Below are 14,702 nucleotides of genomic sequence, written 5' to 3'. Positions count from 1 at the left end.
TTACATTTATGTCAATATATAGCGTTTGGCGGGTGTCCGATCAATCCCCGACCATCTCCAGCCCGGTGTCGGTCACCCTGCGGTAAAAGCAGCTACGCCGGCCAGTGTGGCAGGCAGGCCCGGCAGGAACCACCCGCACCAAGAGGCAATCCTGATCGCAATCGACCAGGATCTCGCTGACCGACAGCATGTTTCCCGAGCTTTCGCCTTTCTTCCAAAGCGACCGGCGAGAGCGGGACCAAAAATGGGCAAGACCTGTCCGGCGCGTCAGCGACAGGGCCTCCTCGTTCATGTGGGCGACCATCAGCACGGTGCCATCGGCATCATCGACGCAGATGGCGGTGATCAGGCCGGCCTCGTCGAAACGCGGCTCGAATGCCAGGGTGGTGTCGGCGCCGCAGTCTGCCATTGAATAAGATCCTTGTGGGCGCGCAAAGGTCCGGCGCACGAATGTTGCAAATCGAACACAGCGTTGCATGATTTCCATGACGGCTGCGGGTTTCTCCTTTTCAAATCGCACTCCACGCGCAAGAAGGCAATCACGGCTTGAGGGAGCCGGACCCGCTCTTCGCAGCGGTCGACGTTGTCGCAGAGCAGGTTGCTGAAGCGGTCAGCGTTCAGGGAAAACGGCGTGCCGGGGGGCGCGTCGGACTAACGGCCGGGAAAGCCGCTCGGGACTCAGGTCTCTGATGCGCATTCCGGTTGAACGTCACGCTGGCGCTCGGGGCTTCGGCCTCGGGCGCCAACTTTTTATGGGTCACTCCGGCGGCTCTTCGGCAATGCTTTCATGCCTTTCGCTCAGACCGACCCGCGCATAGCACGCGATGATGACGCGCTTTGCGCCCGCAGACCTCAGCGCCTCGACGCAGGCGCCGCTGGTTGCGCCGCTGGTCACCACATCGTCGATCAGCACGATATCGCGCCCGGCCACCGCGTCACTGCGAACGGCTTCGATCGCGCCTTCCAGCACGGCACGCCGCTCCATCCTGTCCAGCCCGTCGAGCGAAGGGGTGCGCTTCCTTCGGCGCAGCACGTCGGGGCGGAAATCCCAGCCCATCCGGGCGGCAAAGGATTTTCCCAGCAACACCGACTGGTTGTAACCCCGCTTCCAAAGGCGAGAGGGATGGAGCGGCACCGGCACCACCAGCGGATTTTCGGGGTTCGCCAGCCCTGCCGCTGCAAAGCGCAGAGCCATGAACCGGCCCATCGATCCTGCCAGCGCAAACCGGCCAGCATGCTTGAGCGCCAGCAGAACCTCACGAGAAACCGGCCCGTAGATCGTTGCCGCCGCTATGCCGTCATGCTCCGGCCGATCGGTCCGGCAAGGCCCGCACAGGCCCTCGGTCGTCAGCTGATCGCTCGACAGGGGAATCTGGCACAGCCTGCAGGCAGGCTGGCCAGGCAGCCGCAACTTGCCCCAGCATGATCCGCAAAGCCCCTCGTCCAGATCGCTGACGCTACCCAAAACCTCCTCGCCGCACGAAGGACAACGCGGCGGAAACGCGAAATCCACAAGTGGCGCAATGACTTGGCGCAATGTCATGAGTTTCGTTCCTTGAACCACCCTGGCTGATCGGCGGATCGGAAAATCCGGCGACCAGCTTGCGTCACGCGGCGATGCACTGCAACAGGCGGGGCATGGATATCCCTCCCTCACCGCCGAAGATCTTTTCCCGCAAGCGCCGCGTCGCAGCGCGGCTGCGCATGCAGTCCATGGCCGATACGGGTAGCGGCGTCGCCACCGTCGCGCGGGAACTGGCCGAGGACGTCGTAGACCGGCTTGGCTTCCTGCGCGAGGACTTCGAAAGCGCGCTGGTTCTGGGCGACCGGACCGGAGCGCTTGCCCGCCATCTTGAGGAAGGCGGTACGCATGCGATCTCCGCCGATCCCGCACCCTTGCCCGGCGTCAGGGTCATCGACGAGGAAGCGCCACTGCCGGGCGGCCCCTTTTCGCTGATCGTGAGTCTCGGCCTGCTGGACACGGTGAACGACTTGCCCGGTGCGCTGGTGCTGATTCGGCGAGCGCTTAAGCCGGGCGGGTTGATGATCGCCAGCTTTGGCGCCGCGGGCAGCCTGTCCGGATTGCGCGCAGCCATGCTGCAAGCCGATGGCGAGCGTCCTGCACCGCGCATCCACCCGCAGGTCGATGTCCGCGCGGCGGGCCAGTTGCTGACGCGACTGGGTTTCGCCGATCCGGTGGTGGACGGTTGGGGCTTCGATGTCGACTTCGAAAGCTTCGACCAAATCGTGGGCGACCTGCGAGCGCAGGGATTGAACAATGTGCTCGCCAATTCCGGCCCGCATCTGTCGCGCAAGGCCGTGCACACCGCCCGCACGCAGTTCGAAGCGCGGCGCGAGGCAGACGGGCTGATCCGCGAGCGCTTCGAATTCGTGACGCTGACGGGGCGGAACCCCGCCCCGCGCTTCTAGGCCGCTACTCCGCGAGGCTGGCCTGTGCAGCCGCCAGCCGGGCAATCGGCACCCGATAGGGCGAGGCGGACACGTAATCGAGCCCGGTCCTTTCGCAGAAGGCGATCGATGCCGGATCCCCGCCATGCTCGCCGCAGATGCCCAGCTTGATGTCTGGACGCGTCTTGCGTCCGCGTTCCACCGCCAGTTCGACCAGCTGGCCCACACCCTCGATATCCAGGCTGACGAAGGGATCGCGCGGATAGATGCCCTTGTCCACATAGGGCGTCAGGAAGCGGGCAGCGTCGTCACGGCTGACGCCCAGCGTCGTCTGCGTCAGATCGTTGGTCCCGAACGAGAAGAACTCACCCTCCTCCGCAATGGCGTCGGCCATCAGCGCGGCGCGCGGCAGTTCGATCATGGTGCCGACCAGATATTCGAGAGTCCTGCCCTTTTCCCCGAACACCTGGAGCGCGACACGATCCACCAGCACGCGCAGTATCTCGAGCTCGCGCCTGGTGGCGACCAGCGGGATCATCACCTCGGGAACCGGAGCGTCGCCGCTCTCGTCGGCAACCTCGCACGCCGCTTCGAAGATGGCGCGGACCTGCATCTCGTAGATCTCGGGAAAGGTGATCCCCAGGCGGCAGCCGCGATGGCCCAGCATGGGGTTGAATTCGTGCAATTCGTTCGCGCGGCGCTTCAGATGGTCGACGCCATAGCCGGTGATCTCGGCCAGCTCGGCGAATTCCTCGTCCGCGTGGGGCAGGAATTCGTGCAGCGGCGGGTCGAGCAGCCGGATCGTGACGGGAAGACCCGCCATCTCGGTGAAGATGCCCTTGAAGTCGCTGCGCTGTTCGGGAAGCAGCTTGGTAAGCGCCTTGCGGCGGCCAGCCTCGTCATCGGCTAGGATCATCTCGCGCACGCTCGAGATCCGCGCGGCATCGAAGAACATGTGCTCGGTCCGGCACAGGCCGATGCCTTCGGCACCGAACTGGCGCGCGATGCGGCAATCGGCAGGCGTTTCGGCATTGGTGCGCACCCGCATCCGGCGTTTCTTGTCGGCCCATTCCATCAAAGTGGCGAAATCGCCGACAAGCTCGGGCTCGATCGTGGGAACGGCCCCCTTCATCACCTCGCCGGTCGCTCCGTCGAGCGTGATGACATCGCCTTCCTTCAGCTCGGTTCCGCTGATCGTGGCGATCTTGGTCTTGCGATCGATCGACAGCGCCGATGCGCCCGACACGCAGGGGCGGCCCATGCCGCGCGCCACGACCGCCGCGTGGCTGGTCATCCCGCCACGCGCCGTCAATATGCCCTTGGCTGCATGCATGCCGTGAATATCCTCGGGGCTGGTTTCCACGCGGACCAGGATCACCGCCTCGCCGCGTTCGGCCAGCTGTTCGGCGGTATCGGCATCGAACACGACCGCGCCCGAAGCTGCGCCCGGCGATGCGGGCAGGCCCACCGTCAGCACATCGCGCGGCGCATCGGGGTCCAGCGTCGGGTGCAGCAGCTGGTCGAGCGCCATGGGATCGATCCGGCGAACCGCGTCGGCTTCGTCGATCAGCCCTTCGGCCACCATTTCGACCGCCATCTTCAGCGCCGCCTTGGCCGTGCGCTTGCCGGTGCGGGTCTGCAGCATCCACAATTTGCCCTGCTGCACCGTGAATTCGATGTCCTGCATGTCGCGGTAGTGGTTTTCAAGCAGGTCGAAAACGCGCGCCAGCTCGCCATAGGCATCGGGCATGCTCTCTTCCATCGAGGGAAGCTGCGCGCCCGCCGCGTCCTTGGCCGCTTTGGTCAGATATTGCGGGGTTCGGATGCCGGCGACGACATCCTCGCCCTGCGCGTTGATCAGATATTCGCCGTAATAGACCTTCTCTCCGGTCGCGGGATCGCGCGTGAAGGCAACGCCGGTGGCGCTGGTCTCACCCATGTTGCCGAACACCATGGCCTGGATATTAACCGCGGTGCCCCAGCCGCCGGGGATGCCGTTCAGCCGGCGATAGATCTTGGCGCGTTCGGAATCCCAGCTTCCGAACACGGCCGCGATCGCGCCCCACAGCTGGTCGTTCACATCCATCGGGAACGGCTCGCCCAGTTCGCTTTGCGCGATGGACTTGTACTGGGCGACCAGTGTCTTCCAGTCGCCGGCGGTCAGCTCGATATCGGCGGAATAGCCATTGTCTTCCTTGGCGATCTCCAGCGCTTCTTCGAACAGTCCATGATCCAGGCCAAGGACGACGTCCGAATACATCTGGATGAACCGGCGATAGGAATCCCAGGCAAAGCGTTCGTCGCCCGATACGGCGGCAAGGCCCTCAACCGTCTCGTCATTCAGCCCCAGGTTGAGCACCGTGTCCATCATCCCGGGCATGGAAACCCGCGCGCCCGAACGGACAGAAACGAGCAGCGGATCGGCGGGGTCGCCGAACTTCTTGCCGACGGTCCGCTCGATATGCGTCAGCGCGCTGGCGACATCGGCGCGCAGCTGGTCGTCGAAGTTCGCGCCCTCGGCCAGATATTTGACGCACATCTCGGTCGTGATGGTGAAGCCGGGAGGAACAGGCAGTCCGATGGAAGCCATTTCGGCGAGGTTCGCACCCTTGCCGCCAGTGATCGTCTTGTCCTTGGCGCGCGGATCGTCGGAGACGGCGCCACCGCCGAAGGTGTACACATAGTGCGTCATCTGGTCTCAAGCTCCCTGACCTGACTGTTCTGTTTATCTATCTTGCGTTGCAGCAGGCGGATTTAAACTGCCCACAAGCGTTAGACCGCTTGATCCCTCCCCTGCAGCGCCACACTTCCCGAACGGTTCAAGTCAGCCCTCGATCCGGGAAAAGTCCGCAACCTTGTGCACTGCAGCACGGAACCGGTCGAGCAGCGCCAGACGCGCCTCACGCGTGGCGGGATCGGGATCGTTGACGGTCACGTGGTCGAAAAACGCATCGATCGGCCCGCGCAGCGATGCGAGCGCGGCCATGGCCTCCTCGAACCGCTCGCTCTCCACCGCATCGCTCGCGGCAGGCGCAGCCTTGTCCAGCGCCGCGATCAGTTCAGCCTCGGCAGGTTCAGGCGCATGATCGGGGTTCGTATGGCCGCGCTGCGCCAGGATCGAACCGAGTTCCGGATCATCGACCAGCGCCAGCGGGTCTTCCTCCCCCGTGCGGGCGATGCGGTCGTCTGTGCCCTTGTAGTCTTCCTTCTTCAGGATATTGGCTGCGCGCTTGTATCCGGCGAGCAGGTTCGCCCCGTCCTCGTTCTCCATGAAGCTCTGCAGCGCGTGCACGCGGGCGAGCAGGCGGACCAGATCGTCCTCCTCGCCAAGGGCGAACACGGCGTCGATCAGATCGTGGCGGACGCCCGCCTCTCGCTGCTGCACCTTCAGACGGTCGGCCAAGAAGTCGAGCAGATCCCCATCGGCAATAGCAAGCCGAAGCCTGTTCTGCGTGACGATGCGGATCACACCCAGTGCCGCGCGGCGAAGGGCGAACGGATCCTTCGAGCCGGTCGGCTTCTCGTCGATGGCGAAGAAGCTGCGCAAGTTATCCAGCTTGTCCGCCAGCGACACGGCCACCGTCACCGGCGCGGTGGGTACGGCGTCGCCCTGCCCCACCGGCTTGTAATGATCGCGGATCGCGTCGGCGACAGCATCGGGCAGACCCTCGGCGCGGGCGTAATAGCCGCCCATAAGCCCTTGGAGTTCGGGAAATTCGCCGACCATCTCGGTTACCAGATCGGCCTTCGCGAGCCGTGCCGCCAGCTCGGCGCGATCGGGATCGGCAGCCGGCACGATGCCCTCTTCCGCCAGCTGGCGGGCCAGTTTCGCCACCCGCTCGACCTTGTCGGCAAGCGTGCCCAGCTTTTCGTGGAAGGTGATGCGGGCCAGTTTGCTTGCCTGCTCTCCAAGCGGCACCTTGCGGTCGGTGTCCCAGAAGAAGCGGGCATCGGACAGGCGCGCGGCCAGAACCTTGCGGTTGCCGTCCACGACCACCGCGGGATCGGCGGCGCTGATATTGGCGGTGCAGACGAAGGCATTGGCCAGACGGCCCGCGCCATCCTCGCACACGAAATATTTCTGGTTCACGCGCGCGGTCAGCTGGATGACCTCGGGCGGGACTGCCAGATAATCCTCGTCGAAAAGGCCCAGCAGCGGTTCGGGCCATTCGGTCAGGCCCGCATTCTCGACGACCAGCCCCTCGTCCTCGACCAGCGTCAGGCCTGACGCTTCCGCTGCTTCGCGTGCCTTGGTGCGGATCATGTCCTGCCGTTCCGCGTGATCGACGATCACATGGCAGGCGCGCAGCTTCTCGGCATAATCGTTGGCGCCGCCGATGGTCACCTCGCCGCTGTGGTGGAAGCGGTGGCCGACGGTGGCATAGCTTGACGCCACGCCGCCGACTTCGCAGGATACCAACTCCTCGCCAAGGATCGCGACAATGCCCTGCAGCGGTCGCACCCAGCGCAGGCTTTCGGTGCTGATCGAGGCATCGCCCCAGCGCATCGACTTGGGCCACGGAAAGGCGCGGACGATCGAGGGGATCGCTTCGGCGAGCACATCGGCCACTGCGCGGCCCGGCACGTTCCTGACCGCGAACCACGTATTGCGGCCCTTCACCTCGCGCAGTTCCAGCTGGTCGCGGGTGACGCCGTTCTTCTTGCAGAACCCGTCGATCGCCGCATCGGGAGCGCCCTCGGGCGGACCCTTGGCCTCTTCGCTGACCGCTTCGGTCCGCTCGGGCATGTCCGCCGCGATCATCGCAAGGCGGCGCGGCGTGCTCCACACGGTGAGCGCACCGTGCGCCACGCCCGCGGCCTCCATCTCGGCCCGGAACAGGCGTTCCAGGTCGGCGCGTGCACCGGCCTGCATGCGCGCGGGGATTTCCTCGCACAGGAGTTCGAGGAGAAAATCGGTCATGCCGTCCACTCCGGATAATCCGCGGCCCAATGGTCGGCCTGCTTCGCCATATAGGCCTCGCACGACCCGCGGGCGAGGTCGCGGACCTGGCCCATGTAGCTGGCGCGCTCCTGCACGCTGATCACGCCGCGTGCCTGAAGCAGGTTGAAGATGTGGCTCGCCTCGATCGCCTGCTCGTACGCAGGGATCGGCAGACCCTTGTCGAGGCAGAGGCGGCATTCGGCGGCGGCCTTGCGGAACAGGTCGAACAGCGCGTCGGTGTCGGCCACCTCGAAGTTCCAGGCGCTCATCTGGCGCTCGTTTTCAAGGAACACCTCGCCATAGGTCACGCCCTGCGCATTGAACGCCAGGTCATAGACGTTGTCGACGCCCTGGATGTACATCGCCAGCCTCTCCAGCCCGTAGGTCAGTTCGCCCGCGACGGGCTTGCAGTCATAGCCGCCCATCTGCTGGAAATAGGTGAACTGCGTCACCTCCATCCCGTCGCACCAGACTTCCCAGCCCAGTCCCCAGGCGCCCAGCGTGGGGCTTTCCCAGTCATCCTCGACAAAGCGGATATCATGCTTCAGCGGATCGACGCCGATCACGCGCAGGCTGTCGAGATACCAGTCCTGGATCTGGGGCGGGCTGGGCTTCAGGATTACTTGGTACTGGTAATAGTGCTGCAGCCGGTTCGGATTTTCGCCATAGCGGCCATCGGTCGGGCGGCGGCACGGCTGGACGAAGGCGGCGTTCCACGGCTGCGGCCCCAATGCGCGCAGTGTCGTGGCGGGGTGGAAAGTGCCTGCGCCCATGCGCATATCATAGGGCTGAAGGATCAGGCATCCCTTGGCGCTCCAGAAATCGTGGAGCGTTAGGATCATGTCCTGAAACGACAGCACGTCGGAGGACAGGACGGAGGAAGAAGCGCGTTCGTTCATCGCCGGGGCAATGGCGAAGCGCTAGGAAACCGTCAACCGCCGTTGTTGTATGCGCGCGTTGTATGCCCGGCGCCCGGCAGGGCGGATTGGTCGAAAAGGATGATGTGACAGTGACGATAAAGCGGGCGGCAAGGGCATTTCTGGGTCTGATCGCGCGGTTCGCGGCGCCCGTCTCGGGACTCGGCCTGCTGGCCAGCCCGCAGGCTGCACTGGCCGGTGAAATTGCGGCCGGTGAAATTGCGCCTGGGGAAACGGCTGCCGGGGAAACGATCCAGCTCGACCGCAGCGATGCCGATCCGGCGCTGTGGAAGCTGTCGGACGGGGACACGACGATCTGGCTGTTCGGCACGATGCACGCGCTGAAGCCCGACCTCGTCTGGTTCGACGATGCGGTCAGCGAGGCCTTCGCCGGTTCGGACGAGCTGGTGATCGAGATGCTGGAGCCCGACACCGCCACCATGCAGAAGGTCATCGGGACCAGCGGCATCTACACCGACGGCAGCACGCTGTCGCAGCGGCTGAGCAGCGAGCAGCGCACCCACCTGGTCGAAGCCGGCGCGTCGCTGGGCATTCCGATGCAGGCGCTGGACCGGATGAAGCCGTGGTTTGCCGCCGTGACCCTGTCCGCCGCGCCGCTGACGCAGCTGGGCTATGATCCCAAGGCGGGAGCAGAGGCCGTGCTGCAGGGCAGCGCGCGCGAACAGGGCAAGACCATCGCCGGGCTTGAGAGTTTCGAGGAACAGATGGGCTTCTTCTCCACCTTGCCCGAGGAACAGCAGGTCGCGTTCCTGATGGACGCCGCCAGCTCGCTGGCCGAGGCGGGCGAGGTCTATGCCGAATCGGAAAGGGCCTGGGGCGTGGGTGACGTCCTGGCCACCGAAAGGCTGATCAACGAAGGACTGCAGGACACGCCCGAGGTCTACGAGGTGCTGATCAAGGGCCGCAACCGCGAATGGGCGGACTGGATCCAGACCCGCATGGAGCAGCCCGGCAATGTGTTCGTCGCCGTCGGCGCAGGGCACCTTGCGGGCACCGACAGCGTACAATCGGTGCTGGCCCAGCGCGGCCTGACGGTGGAGCGAGTCGAATATTGAGCGCCCTGCCCTCGTTCATGCGCGGCTTTCTGCTGGCTTCGCTGGCCCTGCTGGCGGCGGCCTGCGGCAAGGCCGATGCGCCCGCCGGTGAGCCGGCGCTCTATCGCATCGATGCGCCGGGCGCCGCGCAGGACGCCGAGCCTGCGGGATGGCTGTTCGGCACGATCCACGCGCTGCCGCCGGATTCGCAGTGGCGCAGGCCCGCTATCGACGATGCCTTGCGCGATTCCGGCGTGCTGATGGTAGAGATCGCCGACCTCGATCCCGCCGCCGTTCGCGAGACATTCGCCCGGCTGTCGATCGACACCAGCCTGCCTCCGCTGGAACAGCGCGTATCGCCCGAATATCGCGACGAACTGGCGGAACTCCTCAGCGAGGCGGGGGTCGGCGCGCAGCAGTTTCGCACGGTCGAAAGCTGGGCGGCGGCGATCTCGCTGTCGGCGCTGGTGCAGGCGCAATCGGGTATCGATCCGGCGGCCGGGGTCGACCGCTCGCTGGTCGCGGGATATGCGCCCCGCCCGGTGCAGGGGCTTGAGACCGTCGAGCAGCAGTTCGCGATCTTCGACCGGCTGGATGACGACGCGCAGCAGGACCTGCTCGAATCCATACTGATCGAGGAAGACAGCGATCCGCGCGAGATGACCGATGCATGGCTGGCCGGCGATACCCAGGCGCTGGCAGGGCTGATGGACATGGGCCTGGGCGACAGCGATGCAGACCGCTCGCTGCGGCAGGCACTGCTGACGAACCGCAACCGGCGCTGGACTGGGCCGATCGTCGCCGCCATGGAAAGCGGGCAGCAGCCTTTCGTCGCCGTGGGCGCCGGCCATATCGGCGGATCGGACGGGCTGATCGCGCTGCTGGAAGCGCGCGGCTGGCGCGTCAGCCCGGTTCACTAGGCACGGTTTCGCCTTGCCTTCATGGGTCATCCGGCCTATGGGCGCGCCCTTCCCGCACTGCATGGTCATCCCTGGAGGCGTGTCTGGCGCGGGATTTGTTGAACCCAGAATATATAAAGGTCCAAGGTAATGAGCGATCAGCTGACCCTGGCGGCCGAGACGCGCGACAAGGCAGGCAAGGGAGCCTCCCGCGCACTGCGTCGTGACGGCCGTGTCCCCGCTGTGATCTACGGCGGCAAGGAAGAACCCACCACCATCCACGTCGAGGAGCGCGCCCTTGTGAAGCTGCTCGGCACCGGCCACTTCTCCAACTCGATCGTGATGGTCGATGTCGGCGGCAAGTCGGTCCGCACCCTTCCCAAGGACGTCGCGTTCCACCCCGTCAGCAGCCGCCCGCTGCATGTCGACTTCCTGCGCCTTGGCAAGAACGCCAAGGTCGATGTCGCCGTGCCGGTCGTCTTCGTGAACGAGGCGGCATCGCCCGGCCTGAAGCGCGGCGGCGTCCTGAACGTCGTTCGCCATGAACTGGAACTGGTCTGCGAAGCGGACAAGATTCCCGACCAGATCGAGATCGACGTCACCGGCAAGGATGTCGGCGATTCGATCCACATCAGCCATGTCAGCCTGCCGGCCGGTTCGGAAAGCGCGATCACCGATCGCGACTTCACGATCGCCACGCTGGTCGCTCCTTCGGCCCTGAAGAAGAGCGAAGGCGCCGACGCGAATGCCGACGAAGCCGACGAAGTTCCGGCAACGGAGCAGAACGCCGAGGATTGATCCTTTCCGTTTTCGGCAGAAAACACGAAGCGCCGGTCCCGTTCATGCGGGGTCGGCGTTTTCTTTTGCGCGATTAGCGGCTAACTGCCCTTGCCATGCAGTTATGGGTAGGTCTGGGCAATCCGGGCGCGAAATACGCGCTCAATCGGCACAATGTCGGCTATATGGCGTGCGACACCATTGCCGAGATGCACGGCTTTGCGCCGCCGCAGAAGAAGTTCCAGGGCTGGCTGTCCGAAGGCCGCATCGGCAGCGATAAGGTGCTGCTGCTGAAGCCCGCCACTTTCATGAACGAAAGCGGCCGCAGCGTCGGCGAGGCCCTGCGTTTCTATAGGCTCACCACCGACGACCTGACCGTCTTCCATGACGAGCTGGACCTTGCGCCGATGAAGGTGAAGGTGAAGCAGGGCGGCGGCACCGCCGGGCACAATGGCCTGCGCAGCATCGACCAGCACATGGGCAGGGATTTCCGCCGGGTGCGCATCGGCATCGGCCATCCCGGCCACAAGGATCGGGTCACCGGCCACGTGCTGGGCAATTACGCCAAGGCGGAGCAGGATGATCTGATCGCCATGCTGGGCGCCATCGGTGCAGAGGCCGAATGGCTGGCCAGGGGCGACGACGTGCGCTTCTTGAACGACATCGCGCTAAGGCAGCAGTGATCCCGCCGATCTGCCATGCCTGCCGCGATACAGTGCGACAAATCGGCGCAAGCGCACGACCGGATGTTGCCGCCGCGCCAAACCGGGCCTCGCGGTCATCCGCTGTTCAGCGGAAACTTGCCATTCAGGCGGCGAACTGACAGCAAGGCTGCGCAGTTTAGCCTGGGATACCGCGCATGGCCATGCGTCATCCGGACCCTTGCGAAATCGGCCCCGTCTTGCTTGAATGGGGTTCCCCCTTCGGGAAAACGCGTCAGTGCGGGTTCGTGAACCTTGACGCAATTCAGGCATCGGCAACAGTCTGTCCGGCCCCCGCCGGATAGCGCCGTATCGTTTTGAACAGACAAAGGACTGATGAATGAAATTCGCCAAGCTCGCCGTCGCCGCTGCGGCGCTCGCTATCATGCCGGCAACGGCCTATGCCCAGGATGCGGCCCCCGCCGCCGCCGCTTCGGTCGAGGTGACGCAGGGCGCGTCGGTCACCGGCAATGACGGAAACCCGATCGGTACCGTGGCGCAGGTCACCCCCGACGCCGCCATCGTGAACACCGGCTCGCACGAGATTCCGCTACCGCTGAACGCTTTCGGCAAGGATGAAAGCGGCCTGACGCTGAACATTACCAAGACCGAGCTGGACGCCACTTTCGCGCAGCAGATGGCCGAAGCCAAGGCCGCTCTCGATGCTGCCATGATCGCCGGCGCCGCGGTCGGCACCGCCGATGCGCAGCCGCTGGGCACCATCGACACGGTCGAGGGCGAGAATGTCGTTCTGGCCCTGGCCGGCGCCGAGCAGAAGGTCACGCTGGGCAAGGAAATGTTCGCGCTGGACAACAATGGCGGCGTGATCGTGCTGGCCACGCTGGCGCAGATCCAGCAGGCGATGCCTTCGGAAGGCTAAGCCACACCAATGACGGGACCGGCCGGCGATCGCCGCGACGACCCGAAACTTTCGCTGGCAAACTCATACTGGCTATTTGGGGCGTCACCGCCTATCGGGCCTGCCAGAGTATCAAGCGGAGTTTCAAATGGGTTTTCGTTGCGGCATCGTCGGCCTTCCCAATGTCGGCAAGTCGACGCTTTTCAATGCGCTGACCGAAACGCAGGCGGCGCAGGCGGCGAACTATCCGTTCTGCACGATCGAGCCCAATGTCGGCCAGGTCGGCGTTCCCGATGAGCGGCTGGACAAGATCGCCGCCATCGCCAAATCCGAAAAGATCATTCCCACCCAGCTGGCATTCGTCGACATCGCGGGCCTGGTGAAGGGCGCATCCAAGGGCGAAGGGCTTGGCAACCAGTTCCTCGGCAATATCCGCGAGGTGGACGCCATCGTCCACGTCCTGCGCTGTTTCGAGGATGACGACATCCAGCACGTCGCCAACAAGGTCGACCCCATCGCCGATGCCGAGGTGGTGGAGACCGAGCTGCTGATGAGCGACCTCGAAAGCCTGGAAAAGCGCGTGCCCGCCGCCGCCAAGCGCGCGACCAGCGGGGACAAGGAAGCCAGGATCGCCGCCAGCGTGCTGGGCCAGGCATTGGAACTGCTGCGCGAGGGCAAGCCCGCCCGCCTGACCGAGCCCCGCGACGACGAGGAAGCCCGCGTGCTGGCGCAGGCGCAACTGCTCACCGCCAAGCCCGTCCTGTATGTGTGCAACGTGGCAGAGGATGACGCCGCCGAGGGCAACGCGCTGTCGGCCAAGGTGTTCGAAAAGGCCGCTTCCGAAGGCGCGCAGGCCGTCGTCGTGTCCGCTGCGATCGAGAGCGAGATCGTTGCCATGGCGCAGGAAGACCGCGCCGAGTTCCTGGAATCCATCGGCCTGGCGGAAAGCGGCCTCGCCCGCGTGATCCGCGCCGGTTACGATCTGCTGCAGCTCAAGACCTTCTTCACCGCGGGTCCCAAGGAAACCCGCGCCTGGACGTTTCCCAGCGGGTCCAAGGCTCCGCAGGCGGCGGGCGAGATCCACACCGATTTCGAACGCGGCTTCATCCGGGCCGAAACCATCGCCTATAACGACTATGTCACACTGGGCGGTGAGAGTGCGGCGCGCGAAGCCGGCAAGCTTCGGCAGGAAGGCAAGGAATATGTCGTGCAAGACGGTGACGTCCTGCACTTCAAGTTCAACGTCTGACAGAACTCGCTTCACCCCCATCCGGGCACTTTTCAGCGTTCCGCCCGTTCCCCCCGCACACATCGATTATCCCGGGGGAACACGCAGATGGTGGACAAGTCCGAAAAATTTCGTTGGCTCGTACGGGTGGGGTATCTGTCCCGCGCCATACTCTACACGCTGATCGGCATCATCGCGCTGACTAGCGTCGGCAGTATCCAGCAAGGAACCAACGGCGTCTTCCGCGCCATCGAGGAATTTCCCGCCGGGATGTTCGTCCTGTGGCTGCTGGTCGTCGGCCTGACGGCCTATGGACTTTTCCGCCTCGCCTCGACCTTCTTCGACATCGAGAATCACGGTAGCGACAAGAAGGGCATCGCCCAGCGCATCGGCCATGCCGGCAGCGCCATCGGCCATTTCGCGCTTGCCTTTTCGGCCTACAAGTTCGCCACGCAATCGGGAGGCGGATCGGGCGATGGCGCGCAGGAAGCCGCGTCGGGCGTGCTTTCATTTCCGTTGGGGGACATCCTTCTTGGTCTTCTGGGCCTCTGCTTCCTGGCCACCGCCGTATTCCAGGCCAAGAAGGGCATTACCGGCAGTTTCATGAACCGCATCAGCGCGCGGGCTCCTTCAGCCACTCGCTGGCTGGGGGGCGCAGGTTATCTTGCGCGCGCCATCGTGTTCGTCGTGATCGGCTGGTCGCTGATCCGCTCGGGCTGGTTCTCCAGCGGCGAGAGCGTGAAGACGCTGGGCAATGCGGTCGCAAGTCTTGCGGACGACGGCATCTGGTTCACGCTGACTGCCGTGGGCCTGCTGCTGTTCGGCCTCTTCAGCCTGGTGCTTGCGCGTTACCGCATCATACCCGACATGGATGCATCGGGCAGCACTCCCAAGTTCCGCGCAGGTTGATCGCTT

Annotated in this window: 13 protein-coding genes; 8 read left to right on the top strand and 5 right to left on the bottom strand. The window is 64.9% G+C overall.

Going from position 1 to position 14,702, the window contains the following annotated elements:
• Positions 1 to 40 precede the first annotated feature (40 nt).
• Both hisI and A9D14_RS06380 read right to left on the bottom strand, forming a co-directional pair.
• Positions 41 to 409: a phosphoribosyl-AMP cyclohydrolase gene (hisI, locus tag A9D14_RS06385; protein ID WP_066844181.1), complete on the bottom strand. Its 369-nt coding sequence runs from the start codon at positions 407 to 409 to the stop codon at positions 41 to 43.
• Positions 410 to 757: 348 nt separating this feature from the next.
• On the bottom strand, positions 758 to 1,543 hold the full coding sequence (locus A9D14_RS06380) for a ComF family protein (protein ID WP_066844178.1): 786 nt from the start codon (positions 1,541 to 1,543) through the stop codon (positions 758 to 760).
• A gap of 95 nt (positions 1,544 to 1,638) precedes the next feature.
• Here A9D14_RS06380 and A9D14_RS06375 point away from each other — a divergent pair, with 95 nt between their 5' ends.
• Positions 1,639 to 2,430 carry a methyltransferase domain-containing protein gene (locus tag A9D14_RS06375; RefSeq protein WP_066844175.1) on the top strand — a complete coding sequence of 264 codons (792 nt, stop codon included), beginning with the start codon at positions 1,639 to 1,641 and terminating at the stop codon, positions 2,428 to 2,430.
• Positions 2,431 to 2,434: 4 nt separating this feature from the next.
• Here A9D14_RS06375 and ppdK read toward each other — a convergent pair whose 3' ends face one another.
• The 3 genes from ppdK to A9D14_RS06360 form a co-directional block, all read right to left on the bottom strand.
• Positions 2,435 to 5,101 carry a pyruvate, phosphate dikinase gene (gene ppdK / locus A9D14_RS06370; RefSeq protein WP_066844173.1) on the bottom strand — a complete coding sequence of 889 codons (2,667 nt, stop codon included), beginning with the start codon at positions 5,099 to 5,101 and terminating at the stop codon, positions 2,435 to 2,437.
• 132 nt (positions 5,102 to 5,233) lie between these two features.
• Positions 5,234 to 7,330, bottom strand: coding sequence for a glycine--tRNA ligase subunit beta (gene glyS, locus A9D14_RS06365; RefSeq protein ID WP_066848458.1), 2,097 nt, complete (start codon positions 7,328 to 7,330; stop codon positions 5,234 to 5,236).
• Positions 7,327 to 8,250, bottom strand: coding sequence for a glycine--tRNA ligase subunit alpha (locus A9D14_RS06360; protein ID WP_066844170.1), 924 nt, complete (start codon positions 8,248 to 8,250; stop codon positions 7,327 to 7,329). Before A9D14_RS06360 ends, glyS begins: the two co-directional genes overlap by 4 nt.
• Before the next feature lie 110 nt (positions 8,251 to 8,360).
• On the opposite strand from A9D14_RS06360, the gene A9D14_RS06355 reads away from it, so the two are divergent.
• The 7 genes from A9D14_RS06355 to A9D14_RS06325 all read left to right on the top strand — a co-directional run bounded on the left by A9D14_RS06355 (position 8,361) and on the right by A9D14_RS06325 (position 14,696).
• Complete coding sequence (locus A9D14_RS06355; RefSeq protein ID WP_157668163.1) at positions 8,361 to 9,344, top strand: TraB/GumN family protein; 984 nt, start codon at positions 8,361 to 8,363, stop codon at positions 9,342 to 9,344.
• Positions 9,341 to 10,243: a TraB/GumN family protein gene (locus tag A9D14_RS06350; protein WP_157668162.1), complete on the top strand. Its 903-nt coding sequence runs from the start codon at positions 9,341 to 9,343 to the stop codon at positions 10,241 to 10,243. Before A9D14_RS06355 ends, A9D14_RS06350 begins: the two co-directional genes overlap by 4 nt.
• A gap of 129 nt (positions 10,244 to 10,372) precedes the next feature.
• Complete coding sequence (locus tag A9D14_RS06345; RefSeq protein WP_066844165.1) at positions 10,373 to 11,020, top strand: 50S ribosomal protein L25/general stress protein Ctc; 648 nt, start codon at positions 10,373 to 10,375, stop codon at positions 11,018 to 11,020.
• A 95-nt stretch (positions 11,021 to 11,115) separates the two neighbouring features.
• On the top strand, positions 11,116 to 11,682 hold the full coding sequence (gene pth, locus A9D14_RS06340; protein WP_066844163.1) for an aminoacyl-tRNA hydrolase: 567 nt from the start codon (positions 11,116 to 11,118) through the stop codon (positions 11,680 to 11,682).
• A gap of 358 nt (positions 11,683 to 12,040) precedes the next feature.
• Complete coding sequence (locus tag A9D14_RS06335; RefSeq protein ID WP_066844160.1) at positions 12,041 to 12,580, top strand: hypothetical protein; 540 nt, start codon at positions 12,041 to 12,043, stop codon at positions 12,578 to 12,580.
• 127 nt (positions 12,581 to 12,707) lie between these two features.
• Positions 12,708 to 13,808: a redox-regulated ATPase YchF gene (gene ychF, locus A9D14_RS06330; protein WP_066844157.1), complete on the top strand. Its 1,101-nt coding sequence runs from the start codon at positions 12,708 to 12,710 to the stop codon at positions 13,806 to 13,808.
• 126 nt (positions 13,809 to 13,934) lie between these two features.
• Positions 13,935 to 14,696, top strand: coding sequence for a DUF1206 domain-containing protein (locus A9D14_RS06325; RefSeq protein ID WP_232468825.1), 762 nt, complete (start codon positions 13,935 to 13,937; stop codon positions 14,694 to 14,696).
• Positions 14,697 to 14,702 lie beyond the last annotated feature (6 nt).

It is taken from the genome of Croceicoccus marinus, assembly GCF_001661675.2.
GTDB classification, from domain to species: Bacteria; Pseudomonadota; Alphaproteobacteria; order Sphingomonadales; family Sphingomonadaceae; genus Croceicoccus; species Croceicoccus marinus.
Note: the sequence above shows the minus strand (reverse complement) of the source record. Positions and strands in the feature narration are given on the sequence as shown.

Coding starts and splice junctions, on each gene's coding strand:
- A9D14_RS06380 (WP_066844178.1), bottom strand. CDS start 1,543: ATGACATTGCGCCAAGTCATTGCGCCACTTGTGGATTTCGCGTTTCCG.
- A9D14_RS06345 (WP_066844165.1), top strand. CDS start 10,373: ATGAGCGATCAGCTGACCCTGGCGGCCGAGACGCGCGACAAGGCAGGC.
- ppdK (WP_066844173.1), bottom strand. CDS start 5,101: ATGACGCACTATGTGTACACCTTCGGCGGTGGCGCCGTCTCCGACGAT.
- A9D14_RS06375 (WP_066844175.1), top strand. CDS start 1,639: ATGGATATCCCTCCCTCACCGCCGAAGATCTTTTCCCGCAAGCGCCGC.
- A9D14_RS06335 (WP_066844160.1), top strand. CDS start 12,041: ATGAAATTCGCCAAGCTCGCCGTCGCCGCTGCGGCGCTCGCTATCATG.
- hisI (WP_066844181.1), bottom strand. CDS start 409: ATGGCAGACTGCGGCGCCGACACCACCCTGGCATTCGAGCCGCGTTTC.
- pth (WP_066844163.1), top strand. CDS start 11,116: ATGCAGTTATGGGTAGGTCTGGGCAATCCGGGCGCGAAATACGCGCTC.
- A9D14_RS06360 (WP_066844170.1), bottom strand. CDS start 8,250: ATGAACGAACGCGCTTCTTCCTCCGTCCTGTCCTCCGACGTGCTGTCG.
- glyS (WP_066848458.1), bottom strand. CDS start 7,330: ATGACCGATTTTCTCCTCGAACTCCTGTGCGAGGAAATCCCCGCGCGC.
- ychF (WP_066844157.1), top strand. CDS start 12,708: ATGGGTTTTCGTTGCGGCATCGTCGGCCTTCCCAATGTCGGCAAGTCG.